The organism is Celerinatantimonas marina (assembly GCF_046054165.1).
Lineage (GTDB): Bacteria > Pseudomonadota > Gammaproteobacteria > Enterobacterales > Celerinatantimonadaceae > Celerinatantimonas.
In genome coordinates this window covers 107,962-128,789 of sequence record NZ_JBFNXK010000012.1, presented here as the reverse complement: position 1 = coordinate 128,789, position 20,828 = coordinate 107,962, and the positions used below count along the sequence as shown (strand labels likewise).

Annotated in this window: 18 protein-coding genes and 1 pseudogene; 15 read left to right on the top strand and 4 right to left on the bottom strand. The window is 49.2% G+C overall.

Annotation, left to right across the window (positions count from 1 at the left end):
• Positions 1-43 precede the first annotated feature (43 nt).
• Positions 44-1,162, top strand: a complete 1,119-nt coding sequence (locus tag ABUE20_RS13795) for a glycerol dehydrogenase (RefSeq protein WP_408620520.1) — start codon at positions 44-46, stop codon at positions 1,160-1,162.
• Positions 1,163-1,244: 82 nt separating this feature from the next.
• Here ABUE20_RS13795 and ABUE20_RS13790 read toward each other — a convergent pair whose 3' ends face one another.
• From ABUE20_RS13790 to ABUE20_RS13780, 3 genes are all read right to left on the bottom strand, one after another.
• Complete coding sequence (locus ABUE20_RS13790; RefSeq protein ID WP_408620519.1) at positions 1,245-2,531, bottom strand: cytosine permease; 1,287 nt, start codon at positions 2,529-2,531, stop codon at positions 1,245-1,247.
• A 12-nt stretch (positions 2,532-2,543) separates the two neighbouring features.
• Positions 2,544-3,407 carry a pyridoxal kinase PdxY gene (gene pdxY, locus ABUE20_RS13785; protein WP_408620518.1) on the bottom strand — a complete coding sequence of 288 codons (864 nt, stop codon included), beginning with the start codon at positions 3,405-3,407 and terminating at the stop codon, positions 2,544-2,546.
• A 174-nt stretch (positions 3,408-3,581) separates the two neighbouring features.
• Positions 3,582-4,370: an NPP1 family protein gene (locus ABUE20_RS13780; protein ID WP_408620517.1), complete on the bottom strand. Its 789-nt coding sequence runs from the start codon at positions 4,368-4,370 to the stop codon at positions 3,582-3,584.
• A gap of 410 nt (positions 4,371-4,780) precedes the next feature.
• On the opposite strand from ABUE20_RS13780, the gene ABUE20_RS13775 reads away from it, so the two are divergent.
• The 7 genes and pseudogenes from ABUE20_RS13775 to ABUE20_RS13745 all read left to right on the top strand — a co-directional run bounded on the left by ABUE20_RS13775 (position 4,781) and on the right by ABUE20_RS13745 (position 11,138).
• Entirely contained in the window at positions 4,781-6,736 is a 1,956-nt protein-coding gene (locus ABUE20_RS13775; RefSeq protein ID WP_408620516.1) for an oxidoreductase, read from the top strand.
• Positions 6,737-6,923: 187 nt separating this feature from the next.
• Positions 6,924-7,086, top strand: a pseudogene (locus ABUE20_RS13770) (TIGR00266 family protein); the annotation flags it as partial.
• 224 nt (positions 7,087-7,310) lie between these two features.
• Positions 7,311-8,564, top strand: coding sequence for an MFS transporter (locus ABUE20_RS13765; protein ID WP_408620515.1), 1,254 nt, complete (start codon positions 7,311-7,313; stop codon positions 8,562-8,564).
• 86 nt (positions 8,565-8,650) lie between these two features.
• Positions 8,651-8,992: a metalloregulator ArsR/SmtB family transcription factor gene (locus ABUE20_RS13760; RefSeq protein ID WP_408620514.1), complete on the top strand. Its 342-nt coding sequence runs from the start codon at positions 8,651-8,653 to the stop codon at positions 8,990-8,992.
• Positions 8,989-9,465 carry an arsenate reductase ArsC gene (locus ABUE20_RS13755; protein WP_408620513.1) on the top strand — a complete coding sequence of 159 codons (477 nt, stop codon included), beginning with the start codon at positions 8,989-8,991 and terminating at the stop codon, positions 9,463-9,465. Before ABUE20_RS13760 ends, ABUE20_RS13755 begins: the two co-directional genes overlap by 4 nt.
• 15 nt (positions 9,466-9,480) lie before the next feature.
• Positions 9,481-10,479, top strand: a complete 999-nt coding sequence (arsB, locus tag ABUE20_RS13750; protein ID WP_408620512.1) for an ACR3 family arsenite efflux transporter — start codon at positions 9,481-9,483, stop codon at positions 10,477-10,479.
• Positions 10,480-10,628: 149 nt separating this feature from the next.
• Positions 10,629-11,138, top strand: a complete 510-nt coding sequence (locus ABUE20_RS13745) for a DUF2202 domain-containing protein (RefSeq protein WP_408620511.1) — start codon at positions 10,629-10,631, stop codon at positions 11,136-11,138.
• Between the two features lie 53 nt (positions 11,139-11,191).
• On the opposite strand, the gene ABUE20_RS13740 is transcribed toward ABUE20_RS13745, so the two are convergent.
• On the bottom strand, positions 11,192-11,992 hold the full coding sequence (locus ABUE20_RS13740; protein WP_408620510.1) for a GntR family transcriptional regulator: 801 nt from the start codon (positions 11,990-11,992) through the stop codon (positions 11,192-11,194).
• Positions 11,993-12,069: 77 nt separating this feature from the next.
• Here ABUE20_RS13740 and ABUE20_RS13735 point away from each other — a divergent pair, with 77 nt between their 5' ends.
• From ABUE20_RS13735 to ABUE20_RS13705, 7 genes are all read left to right on the top strand, one after another.
• Complete coding sequence (locus ABUE20_RS13735; protein ID WP_408620509.1) at positions 12,070-13,353, top strand: M20 family metallopeptidase; 1,284 nt, start codon at positions 12,070-12,072, stop codon at positions 13,351-13,353.
• Positions 13,354-13,422: 69 nt separating this feature from the next.
• Positions 13,423-14,994, top strand: a complete 1,572-nt coding sequence (locus tag ABUE20_RS13730; RefSeq protein ID WP_408620508.1) for an ABC transporter substrate-binding protein — start codon at positions 13,423-13,425, stop codon at positions 14,992-14,994.
• Between the two features lie 55 nt (positions 14,995-15,049).
• Entirely contained in the window at positions 15,050-15,997 is a 948-nt protein-coding gene (locus ABUE20_RS13725) for an ABC transporter permease (protein ID WP_408620507.1), read from the top strand.
• 10 nt (positions 15,998-16,007) lie between these two features.
• Complete coding sequence (locus ABUE20_RS13720) at positions 16,008-16,835, top strand: ABC transporter permease (RefSeq protein ID WP_408620506.1); 828 nt, start codon at positions 16,008-16,010, stop codon at positions 16,833-16,835.
• A complete protein-coding gene (locus tag ABUE20_RS13715) occupies positions 16,836-18,455 on the top strand; it encodes a dipeptide ABC transporter ATP-binding protein (protein ID WP_408620505.1) in 1,620 nt (539 codons plus the stop codon).
• Positions 18,456-18,476: 21 nt separating this feature from the next.
• A complete protein-coding gene (locus ABUE20_RS13710; protein WP_408620504.1) occupies positions 18,477-19,691 on the top strand; it encodes a M20 family metallopeptidase in 1,215 nt (404 codons plus the stop codon).
• Positions 19,688-20,827, top strand: coding sequence for a M24 family metallopeptidase (locus ABUE20_RS13705; protein ID WP_408620503.1), 1,140 nt, complete (start codon positions 19,688-19,690; stop codon positions 20,825-20,827). The genes ABUE20_RS13710 and ABUE20_RS13705 overlap by 4 nt, the downstream gene beginning before the upstream one ends.
• Position 20,828: the final 1 nt, after the last annotated feature.

Here is a 20,828-nt window from a genome sequence, read left to right as displayed (position 1 = left end):
CAACATTTCCTACCTTATTTCTTAGAGACCATAAGGAATTATTATGAGCACAAACATTCCAGTTCGGACCGTTACATCTCCCAAACGCTTTGTCATCGGCACAGATTTATTACCACAACTGCATGAACACATCAGTAATCTTGGAAACAATGCGCTCGTAATCTGCGATGAATTTATTCTGGAACGGGTGCAAACCCAGGCCATGACTCAATTTAAAGCCAACGATATCCAGGGAACCGCGGTTAAATTCAACTACGAATGTACCCAGCAGGAAATTGATCGACTCGCCGGACTGAGTCAACAACACCAATGCAATGTCATCGTCGGCATCGGTGGCGGCAAAACATTAGATTCAGCCAAAGCGACCGCCTATCAACTTAAACTGCCAGTGGTTATCTTCCCTACAATTGCCGCAACTGATGCACCTTGTACAGCGCTGGCCGTCATTTACAAAGAAGACGGTGAATTTGACCGTTATCTATTTTTGCCTCAGAACCCGGATGTCGTTATTGCCGATCTGGCAATTATTGCAGCAGCACCGCAACGTTTCTTCTCGGCCGGAGTCGGCGATGCACTGGCCACTTATTTTGAAGCTCGCGCCTGTTATCAGGCCGATGGGGTCAACCTGGTTTTAAAACGCCCATCCCGCACCGGACTCGGCCTAGCCCAGCTCTGCTATCAGCTGCTCTGTGAAAATACCGCGAATGCCATTGAAGCCATCCGTCGCAAAATTATCACCCCCGCTCTGGAGCAAACCGTTGAGGCGACCATTTACTTAAGTGGTGTCGGTGCCGAAGCCGGTGGATTAGCTGCGGCCCATGCCATCAGTAATGGGCTTACAGCCGTTCCCGATCTACATGGTAGTCAACATGGGGAAAAAGTAGGATTTGGACTCATGACACAATTAGTTCTGGAAAACGCCCCCGATGCCGAATGGCAACAAGTACTCTCGATCATGCACACTGCTGATCTACCGATGACCATGACAGCTCTGGGCATGAAAGAATTCGACGAATCCCAATGGAGACGAGTGGCCGCTATTGCCTGCGCAGAAGGAGACACCATGAGCAATATGCCCATGCGAGTCAGCGAACAGGAAGTTTACCATGCCATGCTGGCAGCCGATGCCATCGGGCAACGCTATCTAAAACAGCACGCTTAAAAGACAACGGTTCCCTTCCATGCAAAAGCGCCGTCATGGCGCTTTTTTCTATCCCAATCATCGAATCATTACGTTACAAACGTTATGAGGCTTGATGGGTCAATACTCGCCATTTACTTTGGCCAAACGCAACGACCAGCCGCAACAATCCACTTGCGATCATCGCGGGCAATGTAGCCCCCCACGATGGCGCATAGGTTGCCATTAAATGGTAAACCACAACCCCACCGATCCAAGCCACGGCCACACCCCAACTAAACAGACGTGTCGCCTGAGTCGAGCGTTTCAACAGCCAATAATCAACGAGCAACATCGCAAATAACGGCGCGAACAACGAACCGATCCACAGTAGAAAGTCCAGAAATGCCGAAACCGGAACCACGCTTGCTACGATAATAGAGACAACCCCAAACAGACAGGACAGGTAACTGGTGTTGAGTCGGCATAACAGATTTCCCGAAACGGCCGCAGAATGGATCGGCGTATAGGCATTTTCGGTTTCATCCAACAAGATGAAAAATAGTGGTAATCCGGCACTGGCCAGACTCAGAGACACCATTAACTGTGACATATCGGAGTGGTCGGTTCCCAGCAGAATATAAGCGGTTCCCAACACCATAATCCAGATAGTTCCAAGCAAATAGCCCAGCACCGTCCCTGAAACCGTACTGCCTGCCTTACGGCCAAAACGGGTGTAATCGGCAATCAACGGCAACCAACTTAACGCCATTGAAATCACAATATCCGTTCCCAGAGCAAAGGGCATCGAACCATCGCCTTTGACCGACCAGATATCCTGTGGCAGCGGCTGGGTAAATAACCGCACCGATAACCAACCACAGGCAATGACGACAATCCACAACCCGAATCGACGTAAAAAGATCCGAAACCAAGTCAATGGCCCCCCAATAGCCTGTAGTGTCGCTAATACCCCTAAGATCAACGTCCACAGCAGAGAACTGGTCCAGAAACTATCGGCACCTAGCCACTGCTTCATCAGCAACGTAGCACCATCACGCATCAGAATAATTTCAAATGCGCCCCACCCCATTAACTGCACCATATTCAAAAATGATGGGATCCAGATCCCTCGTGAGCCGAGTAATCCGCCCATCAACGCCATCGAAGTCTGACCATGGCGAAATCCCATCCAGCCCATCAATGCCAGAAAGAACACCCCAACCAGTGACCCGATAATAATAGCGGCCACCGATCCCCAGAAACCCAATCCGGGAGCCAGCAGGGCCCCGGTTTCCAAAACGGCGAGTCCAACGCCTAAAGAAAACCATAAAGAAAAGAAGTCACTAAAAAGCAACATCTTGTTAGAACTATCGACTGGCTGCGTCGCTGCATATCTTTCTTCTGACATCCGTTGTAAACCTTATCTTAGCTTTTGAAGTTTAAAAAGTTGGGGGGGATTCAGCATGACATCCTGAGCCGCAATCAATTGCAGTTCACGCTCTCCTGCCGTATAGGTCTGTTTAAATAACGCATATACCGAAGCGGCTACAAACTGAATCGCTTGCTCAGGGCCTGCGCCTTTCAGGCATTGCGCTAGAAAAAGAGCACTGGTGACATCACCCGCACCATTTAAAGGAATAGGGAAATCTAATTTGGGCGTACAAACCAACCAACTCCCCTGTTCATTATCCAATAACAATCCAATTTGATCGTCAGCCAATTCATCGACTTCCAGAGAAGTCATCAAAACCTGACGAGGACCATGCGCTCGTACCCGAGCCGCGGCCTGCAATGCATCCTCCAAAGTGGTAATCGTCATGTCGGCCAAAAAACTTAATTCGAACTGATTCGGTGTAATCATATCGGCATTCGGAATTGCCTGATCACGGATCCACTCAGGCAAACCACTTTGGACATAAAACCCTCGATCCACATCGCCCATCACCGGATCACAACAAAAAAGGGCATCCGGTCGTTTGGAACGGATCCGACGCAATGCTTCCAGAGCCACTTCGCCCGTATGCTTATCCCCCAGATAGCCGGTCAACAACGCCGACATATTATCTAAAGCCCCTCGAGCCTCAATACCATCTAATATTTTCATAAGATGATCGGGACTAAATATATCTCCGGTATATTCACCATATCCCGTATGATTTGAAAATTGCACGGTATGAATCGCCGTGACTTCAAATCCTTGACGTTGCAATGGAAACACTGCGGCACAATTTCCTACATGGCCATAGGCAACATGACTCTGAATCGATAATAAGTGATGAGGCATAATCAACAGACAAAAATAAACAGATGCCCCATTATGCAACTAAAAAGGGTGAGGCCAAGTCCCCCACCCCTAAAAATAATAAATAACTATTCATATCACTGATGACAGAATAAAACACTATCCCAATCAAGCTGTTGCATGCTACATAAATACCGGCATTCGCTTCAATTCACATTAACGAGACTGAGTCACACTCGCACGAGTGAATTCAGGAAAACTCGCCGGACGAAATCGATTCAGATTCGTTAAGAAATTACTATCTTTAATGGGAACGATTGCATTGCCATAATCAAAAGCGTTCAGGGACTGACGTAATTGTTCATTTGCAACAGAATCCCCCGACATTTGATACCAATTAACAATAATAGGCGTGACAAATTGTCCATAGGGATTTTCTGCATTTTCATCAGTTTTAGCAAAGCGAAACGCATGCGTTAAAACACCATCTTTATGATATACAAATTTCAAATGACCGTTTTGCTGCGGAATTTCAGCCGCCGGGAGGTTATACATATCACCATGCGCACTATATCCACCATAGACGACTCGGCCATCTTCTGTCCATATTGCCACCTGTTCCCAGTCATGGCGATGTCCACTATTGATCCCCGCCAATACTTGATCTTTTAAAAAATAAAGCGCAAAAAAGTGGCCACAATACTGATGGCCATTCTGCTCCAAACAGGCATAGCGGTGATAGCTGTTGGCACTTTGTAAAAATTGCGCATTTCGACATCCTCCGGTCAGGCTCCCCGAGGGGTTCAGTCCACCATTTTGAACGCCACTGCGACTAATACCGGCGCTCGGTAAACAACTATCACTATCAAAATCAAACACCGGTGCGAATGCCGTAATATTCATTTGATCCGGTAATGCTTCATCTAAGCGCTGAAAATTATCGGCCTTAACAGCTATAGATAACATGGCACTACTTAAAAAAAGTAGCAATTTAATTACTCTCATAAACAACTCCTTTTAATAGATAACAGTATCGTTAAATATTTAATAATATAAATATTAATAATTTATTAAACATTAATTTATTTTTAATTTCAGTCATCATCATTGAAGAGTGAGTCATATGGAATTGGCTATATTAATTTAAATTATTCTTTTTAATTAAATAGATACACCTAACAACATAAATATAAAACAAGTAAAAATAGTGATCTCAGTAAAAAATAATCAAGCCTTAACATTAGTAATTTCAACATATATAAATTTTTTTGTTTAAAACAATAAAATTATTTTATTTTAAACTTAAAAAATATTTTTTATGAGCATTCAATTGATCTACTTTAATAGTTAGCCTAATTATTTGCCCTACCATCGATTGTGCACATCTTATAATAATTTTAAAAATAGAGACGAGTATGATGAAACTAAAATATCCACACCTATTTTCTCCGCTACAGATCGGAAATATCACATTTAAAAACCGGCTATTCTCCGCACCGGTATCACTACAGGAACTCTCACCTGAATGTTTTCTCTCTCAAGAAAACATCGCATTCTTCGAGTTACGCGCCAAAGGGGGAGCCGCCAACGTCACGGTTGGTCAATCGATTGTACAAGAAGGTGGCAGCCCACATACCAAAGAGTTACATCTCTACGATCCACTGATTCTGCCTTCACTCACTCATGCCGCCCGAACAATTCGGCGTCATAACTGCATTCCCAGTATCGAACTCTCACACGGCGGTAAATACGCCGGGATCCCAAATCTGGAAAACCCGCATCCCAAATACAAACCTTACGGGCCCATGCATGAATTTACCGAAGAGGGGGTCGAAGTATTTGAACTAGATGAAGCCATGATCAAAGAACTGGCCGAATCATTCGGTCGCAGTGCAGCACTGGTCAAACGAGCAGGCTTTGAAATGGTTATGGTACATGGTGGCCACGGCTGGTTGATCAGCCAGTTTTTATCACCGACCAACCAACGCACCGATCAATATGGCGGTTCACTCGAAAACCGCTTACGCTTCCCCATTATGCTGCTCAAAGCGATCCGAGATGCGGTCGGCCCGGGATTTCCGATTGAATTCCGGATGAATGCACTGGAGCTATACCCGGAAGGGCACGGCTTGGATGAAGCCATTAAAATTGCCCAAGGCATCGAACCTTACGTCGATATTATTCATGTCAGTGCCGGGAACCAGTGTATTCCCGAAACATTCGTCCGAACCCACCCCTCGATGTTCGTCCCACATGGGGTCAATGTCGATCTAGCCGCTGAAATCAAAAAACATGTCCGCAAGCCGGTTGCCGTGGTCGGTGCGCTGACCGAACCCGACATTGCCGAAGAGATCATTGCCTCCGGGAAAGCCGATATCGTCGAAATGGCCCGAGCCCTCATGGCGGATCCATTCCTGCCGAAAAAAGCACAAGAAGGCCGGGATCAAGATATTCGGAAATGCATGCGTTGCCATCACTGTATGGACACCATCATTATGACCCGAGATACAGCCTGTGCCATCAACCCTGTTATCGGTGAAGAAGAACTCTACTTCTCCCCAACCCCACTGCCTGAATCACCTAAAAAAATCTTAATTGCAGGCGGAGGCCCCGGTGGAATGCAAGCAGCACTCACTGCCGCTCAACGCCATCATCAAGTGATCCTGTGCGAAGCCACCGATAAACTCGGGGGCCAAATCAACTGTGAAGCCCATGTTGATTTTAAAAAGAACTACTACGGTTTTTCAAAATGGCTCATCCATCAAATCGAACAATATGACAACATTGAAGTTCGGTTGAACACTCCGGTCGATCCAACGCTGGTGGATGCGATCCAGCCCGATGCTCTGATCTGCGCGATTGGCGCAACCCCTATCCACCCCAACATTCCGGGTATCGATGACCCACGAGTCGTTTATTGCTCTGAACTGGCCAAAGAAACTCCGAATATCGGCGAGAATGTGGTGATTATTGGCGCGGGATTGGTCGGTTCAGAAACTGCCATCCACTTTAAACGTGAGCATAAAAAAGTCACCTTGCTTGAAGCACGGGATGATTTTGCCATCGACGCCAATGTCTTCCACAAAATGGGACTCAACATTGAATTACGCGAAGGCATTGATGTCCACTTAAGTACCAAAGTTAAAGCGATCACCGCTGAAGGTGTGATTGCTGAAGACAGCCAAGGTCATCAGCTTACCTTCCCAGCCGATACGATCTTCTGTTCGGTAGGGATGAAATCACGTGCCCAGGAACGAGAACAACTTCGTGAAACCGTACTAGACTTCTGGCCCATCGGTGACTGTGTCCGTCCCGGCAAAGTCGCCAGTGCGGTTCATCATGGCCACTATGCCAGCATCGATATCGGCTAATCTTCCTAAATCACGTCTTTAATCATAACCGGTGGATCTTGATTCGCCGGTTTTTGCATCGCTTCGCACATTTAACCGCCATCATTTTCCCCTATAATCAAATCTTTCCCGACAGGAGCAAACGCTGCCCATCAAGTTGATTATGAAATATAGGCGCTGGTCGAAGTTGAACTCGATCCACAAGAGCGATGGTCTGTTTTTGGCGACCTTACAGGGACATGGAACCGTTTGGTTGCAAAGCCTCCCGTTTGGCCGATCGACTGATAGCCAGTGCTCCCGCGCATGGCGGTGATGATAAAGGCGAGGGCTCCGTTTTAGGAGGAATTGGCCGTATACTCGGCGGACGCTAGGGCCTGTAAAGCTAAAATGCGTAAAGTGAACAGGAGCGTACCGTTCAGGATAGCTTGAAAGAAGCCCGAGGGACAACTCTCGGCTTTTCCATTTCGATAAATCACCGTCTAACCGGTTCATGATTTCGTAATATAACGGCACAAAACCAATAAAATTGTGTTAGATACATACAAATACGAGTAAATTACTGTCGCTAGAGGCTGCTCAATCATTTTAAGGCCACATGAGAAATCCTTTAACAAATCTGGTTCGTTCCTTTAGAAGTTATAACTATCGACTGTGGGCCTTAGGCTGTTTGGTCTCCAATGTCGGAACTTGGATGCAGCGAACCGCTCAAGACTGGTTAGTTCTAACCCAACTGACCGAACATAATGCTTCCGCGGTAGGGATTGTCATGGCTTGCCAATTTGGGCCACAACTTTTGTTGTTACCCGTCACCGGATTTGTGGCTGACTACGTGGATAAACGCAAATTTATGCGGATCACCCAATCATTGATGGGCATATTCTCGCTATTATTGGGTGTGATGACCATATCCGGGATCATCACCCTATGGCAGGTTTATCTAATCGCTTTCTTGTTTGGCTGTGCCTCAGCACTGGATGCTCCCCTTCGTCAAAACTTTGTCAGCAACTTAGTCCCAAGCGGCGATTTAGCCAATGCCGTTGCTCTAAACTCGACCTCATTTAATGCCGCCCGCATGATTGGCCCTGCAATCGCCGGGCTACTGATCGCTGCAATTGGCACCGGCTGGGCATTCGTTCTCAATGGCCTCTCTTATGGGGCCATTTTATGGGTTTTATTCAAACTGCGTCCCGACCAATTTTTCGAACGCGATATTCATCCAGTGCGAAGCAAAGGAAGTTTTACTGCGGGTTTTATTTATGTCTGGAAACGACCAGATCTTCGCGCAATTTTGCTAATGGCCTTTGTCATCGGAACCTTCGGCCTGAATTTTCCAATTTTTATTTCAACGATGGCGGCTTCCGTCTTTCATACCGATGCGAAAGGTTACGGGCTCCTTTCCTCCTGTCTGGCGATTGGCACCCTCATCGGCTCACTGATTTCGGCCATGCAAACTCAGCCCAAAATGCATACCTTATTATTCGGCTCCGTTATTTTTGCCTTAGGTTGCAGTATCGCCGCCTTTTCCCCCAACTATCTATTTTTTGCCGTCATCTTGGTTGTGATCGGGATCTCTACGCTCATTTTTAACAACACCAATAACAGTCTGGTCCAACTCTCGACCGATCCACTGATGCGCGGACGAGTCATCGCTATTCGTATGGCTATCTTGATGGGGGGGACCCCCATTGGCGCACCGATTGTCGGCTGGATCATCAACCAATTTGGGGCCCGCTGGGGGCTCGCTATCGGCGCATTGTCCGGTGCCGTCTCGGCCGCCATCGCCATCATCTATTTGACCCACGAACGGCGTATGAAAACTGTTTCATCAACCCCATCAAGTTCTATTTGATCCTCATCCCCTCTCTCGAGGTCATCCAAAATTCACTTTACATATGAAATTTCATATATATGATTATCCATATATAAGGAGTCCCGATGCAATCACCTGTCGATCTGTTTAAATTACTCGCCGATGACACCCGCCTCAAGTCTCTGCTATTACTCAGCGAACATGGCTCTTTGTGTGTCTGTGAACTACAAACAGCGCTAGCATTAAGCCAGCCCAAAGTCTCACGTCATCTGGCAATGTTGCGGGAGCTCAATTTGGTCAGTGATGAACGGCGCGGCAAATGGATCCACTACCGTTTGCATCCGCAACTTCCAGAATGGATCGCGGAACTATTACATAAGACCGCACAACTGCACCCGGATTATTTACAACACTGCCATCAACGATTAGCGGCCTGTGGCCCAGCTCGCTGTGAGACCCGATCATGAAAATACTGTATATCTGCACCCATAACCGTTGCCGGAGTATTCTCTCCGAAGCAATCACCCGTCAATTAGCCGGTGAGATTCTTGAGGCCCGAAGTGCCGGGAGTCAGCCAGCCGGAGAAGTGCATCCGCTATCGATTCGATATTTAAATGAAGCCGGGATTAACACCGATCATTTACGTAGCCAGTCTTGGGATGATTTTGCTGATTTTCACCCCGATGTTGTGATTACCGTCTGTGATTCCGCAGCTAAAGAAGCTTGCCCGGTCTGGTTTGGCAATGCGTTGGTGGTCCATTGGGAGCTGCAAGATCCATCCAAACTGACCGGCACCGAATCGCAACTGGCCGAGGCATTTAGAAAGACCATTGCGGTCATTGCATCACGAGTGGATGAGCTTAAAACGATTGCCAAACTTCCACCGCAGCAGCGCCCCTCCGCCTTTACTGCGCTCGGTGCAATCGTCAGAACCAATTAATTCAGGAGCCAATTGATGGGACGCTTTGAAAAATACCTGTCCGTATGGGTGGCATTCGCGATCATAGCGGGTGTGCTGCTAGGAAACCTGATACCAGAGCTATTTGCTCAAGTGGCTGCCTGTGAATATGCACATGTCAATCTGGTGGTCGCCGTTTTAATTTGGTTGATGATCTATCCGATGATGATCCAAATTGACTTTAGAGCCATTCGCCATGTCGGACGTCGTCCCAAAGGACTATTACTGACTTTAGTCGTCAACTGGCTGATCAAGCCTTTTACGATGGCCCTACTCGGTTGGCTCTTTTTCAGAGGGATTTTCTCGCCGTGGGTCAGCTCGGATACCGCCAGCGATTATATCGCCGGCATGATTTTGCTTGGGGCTGCCCCTTGTACAGCGATGGTCTTTGTCTGGAGCCAACTGACTAAAGGAGATCCCAACTATACCTTGGTACAAGTGGCAATTAACGATCTCATCATGGTGTTTGCTTTTGCACCCATTACGGCCTTTTTACTCGGCATAAGTCAAATTGAGGTCCCTTGGGATACGCTACTGATCTCAGTGCTCCTATACGTGGTTCTCCCACTGTTAACGGGTTATATCACCCGCCGCCGTTTAAGCCCTGAAAAACTTTCGGCACTGGTCCTAAAACTCAAACCGTGGTCAATCATTGGTCTGTTACTGACAGTCATTTTACTGTTTGCGTTGCAAGCCCCAACCATTACAGCGAAACCTTTAATTATTTTGATGATCGCCATTCCATTATTACTGCAAACCTACGGCATCTTTGCCATAAGTGACTATGCGGCTAAGCGTTTAAAACTCCCTCATGAGATTGCGGCCCCTGCCTGCATGATCGGCACATCTAACTTTTTTGAATTGGCGGTCGCCGTCGCCATTTCGTTATTTGGGCTGCACTCGGGAGCGGCATTAGCCACTGTAGTCGGGGTTTTAGTTGAAGTTCCGGTGATGCTGTCGCTGGTATATTTACTGAATCGCCGTAACGCATCATGAGTTAAGTGAACAGGACATCTCTGCTACGCCACAGCCGCTTGTGGCGTAGTTCCTACGCGGGCTCACACCGTTATCATGTTCATTGCTGATAAATTTATTAAACCGTTTATTTTTGGACTATGCTATAAAAAAATAGCTGAGGTGACCTCATGAAACGGTTCTATTTCACTCTAATGTTGACACTCTTGACCTTGATTCATCCTGGTCAGGCTACAGAATTTGGTGCCGCTGCGGCCAAGCTAAATTCATCACCCAACATCGAGCAGATGCTGACCTATGCGATTCAAGATGAATACTTAGCCCGCGCGGAATATCGGCTCATTTTGCAAAAGTATGGCAATATCAAACCTTTTTCCAACATTATTAATGCTGAAAATCAGCATATTAAACGACTCTCTCAGATCTTTACTCAGCGCGGCCTGACGCTCCCAGCCGACACAGCGACCGAACATGTCATCCTGCCTCAATCCCTTAAGGCCGCGATGCAAACTGGGGTACAGGCCGAAATCGACAATATCGCGATGTACCAAGCCTTTTTAGAGAATCCGTTGCTCAATCAAAAAGGGAATACGGATGTACAATCGGTATTTAAAGCACTGATGAATGCTTCAGAGAAACATCTTTCAGCCTTTAAACGAGGTCTGAATCGCACCAATTAAAATTCCCATCAAATGGACGGTATTTGGGGATTATTCCCCAAATACCTTTTCAATTAGCGGATCTCATTGATATAAGAAAAATAATCGGTACTCGCTCGATGGTGAGCCAATACGATGGGAACGGCCGTCTGATCAAATGAGATTTCATCAATCACCATCACCGCATGCGGGGCCTGTAACTCCAACAACTGACAATCTTCCTCATTTGCCAGCTGCGCCGAGACCGTTTCGCGAACGGCGGCCACTCGCAATCCATGATCTTTTAAAAGATACTGATAGAGCAACTCCGGCAATTGCGATGCTTCGGGAAAGTGCTGGAGCCGTGCTGCGGGTAAAACCATCCACTCATGCATCGCTTTAATCCCCGAAACTTCGCGTAACCGATGCAGACGGATCACTTCACGATTGTCGCCCAACTGCAATTTTGTAGCTTCATCTTCATTCGCCTCACCCCGTTGATAATCCAATAAATGGGTTTTCGAATGGACTAGTTCCCCCTCTTTGTCGTGCAGACGGAAATACTGAAAGAAATAGCGCAAATTATGCAGTGGGGCCCAACCGGTCACCACCGTGCCGGTTTTACGCCGACGCATCAGCACACCTTCACTGGTTAAAGCGGTCAATGATTTACGGATGGTTCCCACCGAGACACCAAAATGAATCGCCAGCTCATTCTCCGCAGGTAACACCGTACCCGTTGGCCATTTCCCCATTACAATCGCTTGCCAAATATAGCGTTTAACCACCTCGTAAAGCGGGGCACCTTCTTCATCGCGAAGATTCGGGAAATCGCTCATATCCGCTTTGGAGCCCGCATCGGCTGATATTTGCTCCTGATCTGTGTGTTTTTCCATCCATCATCCTTATTGACATCGTCGCCTTTAATTTATTATATATAATCTATATAGAAATAAAAAATGGACTTTTGATCATGTCGGAGCCGTCCCCATTTAAACAAGCTCTATATTACATCGAACAGGATCAGCAACAAATGATCCATGATCTTCAACAAATGCTTGAACTCGATACCTGTTTCCCTCCGGGTGACGGCTACCCGGCATTTGCCGATCTCATTGAACCCCAACTCCATACCTTAGGCTTTCATACCCAACGCATCCACGTTCCAGACCAACTATGGCAAACCAGCGATACCCCACTGGCAGGGGCTCGAGTTAATGTTATCGCCGATGGCATGGCCTCTAATCTCCCCCCCTGCCATCTCTATTTTCATGTCGATACCGTCCCCCCTGGTGATGGTTGGAGCGTTCCCCCTTTAACTCTCACGGAGCAGGATGGGCGACTCTATGGCCGCGGCAGTGCGGATATGAAAGGTACGATTGTTGCCGCACTTGCCGCACTTCGTGCTATCCAGACCTTTAATTTGCCACTTCAGTTTTCACCCTCTCTATTGCTGTGCACCGATGAAGAAGGGGGTCTGTATCCCGGTATTCGTTATCTGGCCGAGCAAGGGTATCTAAAGGGTCATATTCTCAATTTTAACGGGGGTGCGCTACCTCGGATTTGGGGCGGCTGTTTTGGTAGTATTGACCTGATTATTCGTATTTTCGGCCACTCAACACACTCGGGCGAACCACTGGGGGCCGTCAACGCCATTGAGCAAGCACTGCCCGTGATGAATGCACTGTATTCGCTCAAGCACGAGGTGGAACAGCGTATTTCGGCCATGCCAGCCCCGCCCCACTTCAAAGGTGAACCGCTGCGCTCACGGCTCACCATCGCCGCCGCCCACGGTGGGAGTAAAGGCTCAACGATCCCCGCGAAATATGAACTTCTGATCAATCGCCGCTATGCACCGGAAGAATCCTTTACCGCAGTGATGGCTGAACTAAAGCAATGCATTGATGATGCCATGCGTCATAGTCAGGCCTGTCGTTATGAAACCGAAATCATTGGTCACCTCGCTCCAGTTAATGACCCTACCGGTCCGAATCAACCGCGTTGGCAAGCCGCGCAAAGTCTTGGCTTTGGTTATGCACCCGAACAATTTACATGTTGGGGTTCCTCCACCAGCTCAGATATGGGCTGGGTGCAACAAGCAGGCATAAGCGAGATGATGCTCGGTGGCCTGGCGCGACCGGACAATCACATCCATGCAGCCGATGAATACACCACCATTGCCGATTTAGCGGCATTGGCCAAATCCATCTTGGCTTATTTATGTGCAGATTTTGCACCTGAAAAGGGGCCCCAGTAACAACTCAAGACAAATGACCCGGTTATCATCACACACAACATCAAAAAATAAATATGGAGATCAGGTGCAATGACAGACTCAAATGGAATCAACCGACGACAATTTTTAGGGGGAATGGCTATTCTGGCTGGCGCAACACTCATCCCTTGGTCCAACTCGCTACAGGCTAGTGAAATTCGCCGCAAAGGCGGGAAACTACGTATTAGTGTCGATCAAGCCGTCAGTGTTCTGAATCCTCTCAAAGTTCGTGTGAATCCCGAATATCTGGTGGCAGAGCTGCTCTACAGCGGTCTGACTCGTTTACGTCCAGATATGAAAGTTGAAGCAGATTTGGCTGAAAGTTGGCAAGCCAATGATGACCTCACCATTTGGACCTTTAACTTACGCAAAAATCTAAAATTCCATGATGGTTCAGATTGCAATGCAAACGATGTAGCCGCCTCCCTTAACGCGATCTTAGATCCGAAAACCGCGGCCACCGGTCGTAAAAATATCGGCCCCATCCAATCGGTACAGGCCCATGATGCACATACCGTCACCATCACACTTTCTCAGCCCTATGCCGATTTACCGATTGCGTTGGCCTATCCTTCAGCCAAAATTGTTTCGGCTCAACAGCTCAAAGCCGGGATCGATTCACTGGCTCAGCACGCCAACGGAACCGGCCCATTTAAACTGGTGAGCTATGAACCCGAGCGGTTGATTCGTGTCGAGAAAAACCCGGACTTTTATGATCCGAACCGTCCCCATTTGGATGGGGTCGACGTCGTGGTTTATCCCGATTCAACCGCCGCCGGTTCAGCCCTGATTTCCGGTGATATCGATCTGATGATGGCTATCTCTGCCGATGATTATCAACGTTTTCAAAACAGTCAGGGAGTTAAACCACTGCGGGTGGCTTCCGGCCAATTCCTCAACATCAATATGGGCTGTGATCAAAAACCATTTAATGATGTTCGGGTACGTAAAGCACTGGCACTGGCCGTGGATCGTGAGGCACTGCTGCAGTTTGTCGCCGGAGGTTTTGCAACGGCAGGCAATGATACGCCGGTAAATGCAGCCTACCAATATTTTGCCAAATTAGCCCAGCGTCATGTCGATTTAGCACAAGCCAAATCTTTGCTAAAACAAGCCGGTTATGCCAACGGACTCGACATCACGCTGGTTGCATCCGATAAACCGGAAACCCGGGCCCAACTCGCGATTGCCGTGCGCGAAATGGCCAAACCAGCCGGCTTTAATATCAACGTTGAAACCATGGCCCACGCGACTTATCTGTCTCAGGTTTGGAAAAAAGGTAATTTCTACGTCGGTTTTTATAACATGCAACCCACGGTCGATTCGATCTTCTCGCTGCTCTATACCTCAGATGCTCCGTGGAATGAGACTCGCTGGAATAACGCTCAATTTGATGCAGCCGTCAAAGCCGCACAGAAAACCACCGATCCTGCGAAGCGAACTCAGTTTTATGCCACAGCACAGCAACTGATGCACGATGAGATTCCTTCAGTCATTCCAACATTCTTCGACATTCTGGCTGCCGAACGTGATTACGTACAGGGTTACCAGTTACATCCTCGTGGTGCGGTCTTCCGCCTCGATGAAGTTTGGTTTGGCAAAGGTGCCCCAACACGTAGTTAATCGATCACGGTGCTTAAGGCATGGAAAACCTTAAGCACCCACAAAGGATATTCAAATGACGCCAGCTTATCTTGTCAAACGCCTGCTATTGGTGATTTACACCCTGCTGATCGTCTCGGTGTTAGTGTTTGGCATTACTCAAATTCTACCGGCCGATGCGGCAACCACCCTGCTCGGACAAAGTGCAACCGCCGAAGCGCTGGCGGCGCTGCGAGAACAGCTCGGATTGAATCAACCGGTTTGGACCCAATACTGGCACTGGTTTTCACATCTACTCAGCGGCGATTTCGGTACCTCGATGCGCACTGGTCAAGCCGTCGCTCCAGCGATGTTACAAGCACTGGGCCGTTCATTACTACTCGCGGTGTGCTCCCTGCTGCTGATGTTGATCGTCGCCATTCCGTTGGGGATTTTAGCGGCTATCAAACGCGGCAAAGTCAGCGATCTGCTGATCAGTTTATTCTCTTATATCGGCGTCTCATTCCCGGAGTTTGTGACCGCCACCCTATTGATGCTGCTGTTTGCCAACTATTGGCAGTTACTGCCCGCAACCGGCTATGTTCCGCTCTCGGAAGATTTTATCGGCGGGATCAAACATCTGATTTTACCGGCATTAACAGTCTCTATGATTTTGGTGGCGCATGTTTCGCGAATGGTACGCTCGGAGATGGTCGATGTGCTGAAAACCGATTACGTTCGTGCGGCCACCTTAAAAGGATTAAGCCGTCGCCGGGTATTACTACGCCACGCCCTGCGCAACGGCTTATTACCGACCATCACCATTATCGCACTGGATGTCGGTTATCTGCTGGGCGGCATTGTCGTCGTAGAAGAAATCTTCGCCATTCCCGGCATTGGCCGCGCTTTAATTGTCGCCGTCACCTCCCGCGATCTACCGTCGATTCAGGCGGGCGTGATGATCTTGGCCATCACCTACTGTGTGGTGAATTTTCTGGCTGATTTAGCCTATGCCTGGCTCGACCGGCGAATTCAATTTTCTTAAAGGACTCCATATGCTGCAATTATTTAAACGGCTGCTAAAAACGCCGCAAGGGCTGATTGGGGGAGTGATCTTACTTGCGGTACTGCTCATCATCTGTTTTGGCCCTTTATGGGCTCCGTATCGCTACGACGAGCTATCGATTCTAGCCCGCTTTAAAGCTCCCGGAGCCGCTCACTGGCTTGGGACCGATCAATTTGGCCGGGATCTGTTGAGTCGTATTTTAGTCGGTGCCCGCCCCACCATCTTACTCTCGCTATTAGCGACACTGGTCGCCTCACTGATCGGCTCAGTGATTGGCACTGCCAGCGCTTATTTGGGCGGAAAAATCGATGAGTTCATCATGCGCACCATGGACGCGATCATGTCGATTCCCAGCCTGCTCTTTGCCCTGCTCATCGTCAGCACTCTGGGCAAAAGTGGCTTGAATGCGGTGATGGCCATTACCATTGCATTTATTCCCGGAATGGTGCGTATTGCCCGAAGCGTAGCGCTTGCGGCCCGTCGTCAGGATTATGTCAACGCGGCGATTGCACGCGGCGAATCCACGCGTTACATCATCTTAAGCGAAATGCTACCCAATATTGTCGCCCCGATCATTGTCGAAGCCACGATTCGGGTCGCCTTTGCCATCATGCTATTTGCCACTTTAAGCTTTTTAGGACTCGGCGCCCAGCCCCCTCAACCCGAGTGGGGACTGATGGTTTCTGAAGCTCGTCGTTATTTCTTTAGTGCACCGTGGGCCATGTTAATGCCGGGCCTGGCTATTGCCGTTGTCGCCATTGGTTTTAACTTGCTTGGCGATGGTCTGCGCGATGCACTCAACCCAAGGAATCACTAAATGGAGTCCATTCTCGAAATCAACCATTACAGCCTCGATTTTATGCTACCGAGCCGTAACTTGCGGGTGTTGGATGAGATTAACTTAAGCATCGCCAAAGGCGAAGTGGTCGGTTTAGTCGGTGAATCCGGTTCCGGTAAAACCACGCTGAGCTGGTCCATTATGCGCTACCTTGCCGCCAATGCCAGAGAACAAAGTGGCAGCATCAAACTGGCCGGTGAAGATCTTACCCAAGCCTCCCCGGCCCGCATTGAAAAGCTACGCGGGGGTAAATTGGGGATGATTTTTCAAGATCCCAGCGCATCGCTGAACCCAACACTGACGCTAGGGGAACAGGTCGTTGAAGTGTTAACGCGCCACCGCGGCCTTGGCTATCACCAAGCCTGGCAGCTCGGTGAACAATTGCTGGCCGATGTCGAACTCAAACATCCGGCGCAAATGATGAAGCGCTACCCGCATGAAGTATCCGGGGGTGAAAAACAGCGTGTGCTCATCGCTACCGCTTTCGCCTGTGAGCCTGATTGTCTGATTTTTGATGAACCGACCACGGCTCTGGATGTCATCAGCTCGGCCCAGATTTTAGAACTATTTGCCAAACTGCGCGAACAAACCCAGGTTGCCGCACTGTATATTTCGCACGATCTGGCGCTGGTTTCCCAAGTCGCCGATCAGGTTTGTGTCCTCAATCGTGGCAAAATCGTCGAAACAGCGCCAGCTCAGACAGTTTTTAGCCAGCCGCAACACCCTTATACCCAGCAACTGGTCGCCGCCGTACCGAATCCACAGCGTCGCTTAATCCAAATGGATGCCCCATCATTCCAGCCGCTGCTACACATTGAAAACCTGTCAGTGGAATATGGCGGACCCAGTTTTATTGATCGGTTATTACGTCGAAGCTACACGCCGATGATCGCGGCCAATCGTTTAAATATCGACGTTGGTGCCGGTGAAATCGTCGGTGTGATTGGTGAGTCCGGCTCCGGTAAATCGACACTGGCCAAAGCGCTAACCGGTTTAGTGCCTTTTAGCGGCCACATTCACTATGGGGAACAACACCTGACAGACCCTCGGCAAATGAATCACGACTATCGCCGCCGGGTGCAGATTATCTTCCAGCATCCGGATGCTTCGCTCAATCCTCGCCAGCGTATTCGCGAGATTTTAGCGCGCCCGCTGCGCCTTTATAGCCAGCTAGACAAACGCAGTGAGGCCAAACGGATCGCCGAATTATTAGAAGATGTTGGCTTAAGTGCCGACATGGCGCAGCGCTATCCCCATGAATTATCCGGTGGACAAAAACAACGGGTCGCCATTGCCCGTGCTTTTGCCGCCAAACCAGAGCTGGTGATCTGCGATGAGATCACGGCCGCTCTGGACGTTTCGGTTCAAGCTAAAGTACTCGAGCTGTTATTAAAACTGCGCGAGCGCCACGGCACCGCTTATCTATTTATCACCCATGACCTCAACCTTATCCGCCAAATCGCCCATAAACTGGTGATTATGTATCGTGGCGATGTAGTTGAAACCACCGATGTAAATCGATTAGCCACTCAGGGAGGACACCATCCATACACTCAAGCCTTGATGAATGCGATTCCGAGTCCGACCCACTTATCATGATCAACGAGAATTTCTATTTTTATGATTAAAGCATCTCAATTACCTACCATTGACCGCCAGAGCTGTATCGACTTTTTAGCCCGTATGGTTCAGCACAAAAGCTATAGCGAAACTGAAGAAGAACGCATTTTAGCGCGTTATATGAATGAACAAATGAGCCAACAGGGGCTTGAGAGTCAGCTGCAAAGCGTTCCCGGCGACCGGCTCAATGCCATCGGAGTTTGGAAAGGCACCGGAGGAGGGTCGAGTTTATTATTTAACGGCCACCTCGATACCAATCCGGTGACCGAAGGTTGGACCGTCGATCCGTGGCAAGGCAAAGTCGATGAACAGTTTATCTACGGGATCGGGGTTTCTAACATGAAAGCCGGTGATGCAGCTTATTTCTGCGCCGTTAAAACCCTGATGGATGCCGGATTTAAACTCAAAGGCGATGTGATCCTGACTTATGTGGTGGGAGAACTTCAGGGCGGAATTGGTACTATTGCCGCAATCGAACACGGCATTAAAGCTGATTACTTTATTAACAGCGAGCCGACCGATCTCCAAGCGTTGACCATGCACGCCGGATCACTGATGTTTACCATTGAACTGACTGGTAGCACCCGCCATCTTTCCAAACGAGAAGAAGCCGTCGATGCTCTGGCTGCGGCTGCCGAGCTGATCCCTGAACTGAATGCCATGACCTTTCATGGTGTGAAAACCGCTGAGCATCAAAAAATCAACCGCTGCCACGTCGGCAGTCTGCATTCAGCACTCGGGAAACAGCTCGATGAATGGCGTCCGCCCCAAGTAGCTGATTTCGCCAGACTAAAAGGCTCCGCCCGGTTTGCGCCGGGGCAAAATGTTGCTACCGTTCTTGAAGATATCCAGGCCCGCATTGATCAACTTTGCGCACGTCACCCGGGTCTCTCCGGCATCGTTATCGATGACAGCCATGATCGCCCGTTGATGGCCCCGTTTGAAGTCGACCCCGACTCTAAAATCGTCAAGGCGGTCAATCAGGCTTATCAACAGGTGCGCGGTGAAGAGCAACCTACCGGGGCCATTACCCCTCCGGCTTTTTATGGCACCGATGCCGCGCACTTTTATCAGCGTTTAGGCATGCAGGGCGTGGTGTGTGGACCGGGTGGGAAATACAACACCATGCCGGATGAACGCGTCGAGCTAAATGACTTTATCGATATGATCCGCATTTATATGTTGGCCATTATCGAAATTTGTGAGTTAGCATGACAGACCCGATCAAATCAGCCAGTACGGTTGAATACCCACAGCGACTGGCCCGAATTTACGCAGAAATGGATCTCATCGGTGCCGACCTGATGCTCATTGATCAGGCGGAACTGATGGCTTGGGTCGGCGGTTTTACCTCATCCCAAACCCTGTATCGGGTACTGCTGGTACCGCGCCACGACGCACCTTGGTACGTGATCCGAGAGCTGGATTGTGGCCCCTGCCGTGAACGCGGCTGGGTCGACGCGATCGAAAGCTATCCGGATCATGTCGATGGCTGGCAATTTGCGATCGACTCGATCATCACCCATGGCTTTGCCGGTGCGAACATCGGCATTGATCCCCACTCTTACGGCTGCACCTTAGAGAGCTTTTTGCGCCTGCAACAGGGGCTGCCGAAAGCGCAGTGGCGACATTTTAGCCATAGCGGCGATCAGCTCCGGCAGGTGAAACTGCCCAGCGAAATCGATTGCCTTAAAAAAGCCGCTCAGATTGCCGATCAAAGCATGCAACGCATTGCCGGGGGCATTCAGGCAGGCGATAGTGCCCGGGAAGCCAGCGCCCTCGCCGCAGGTGAATTTATCCGTTTAGGCGCAGATAGCGGCGATACTGGTCCGATTGTGCGCTCGGCGGGCGATCATCAGTTTTTACACTCCCACCAGCTTGATGAGCCACTGCAACATGGGGATATCTTACATGTCGAGCTGATCCCCAAAGTCCACGATTACAGTGCCAGACTGATGCGCCCTATCGTCATTGGCGCACCGACGCCGGAACTAAGCCAATTAGCCCAACAGCTGATCACGCTTCAGGATCAGCAAATCGCCGCGATGCGAGCCGGTGCCCAAGCTTTGGAGATTGATGCCATTGTGCGTCAGGGCGTATTAAACGCCGGGCTACGAGCTGACTATCCCAACGTGACGGGTTATTCGCTGGGTCAGTATGCACGCACTCCACGGTTATCGGATTTTTCCCGCTGCTTTCATCCCAAAGCCGATTGGCAACTGGAAGAAAACATGGTGTTTCACATGTATGTCTCGGCAGGACGGCTGGGGTTTAGCGAAACGGTGCGCGTCGGCAAAACGGGCGGCGAACGTTTAACTCAACTGCAGCGGGCGCTGCTGGTGGCCGGGTAAG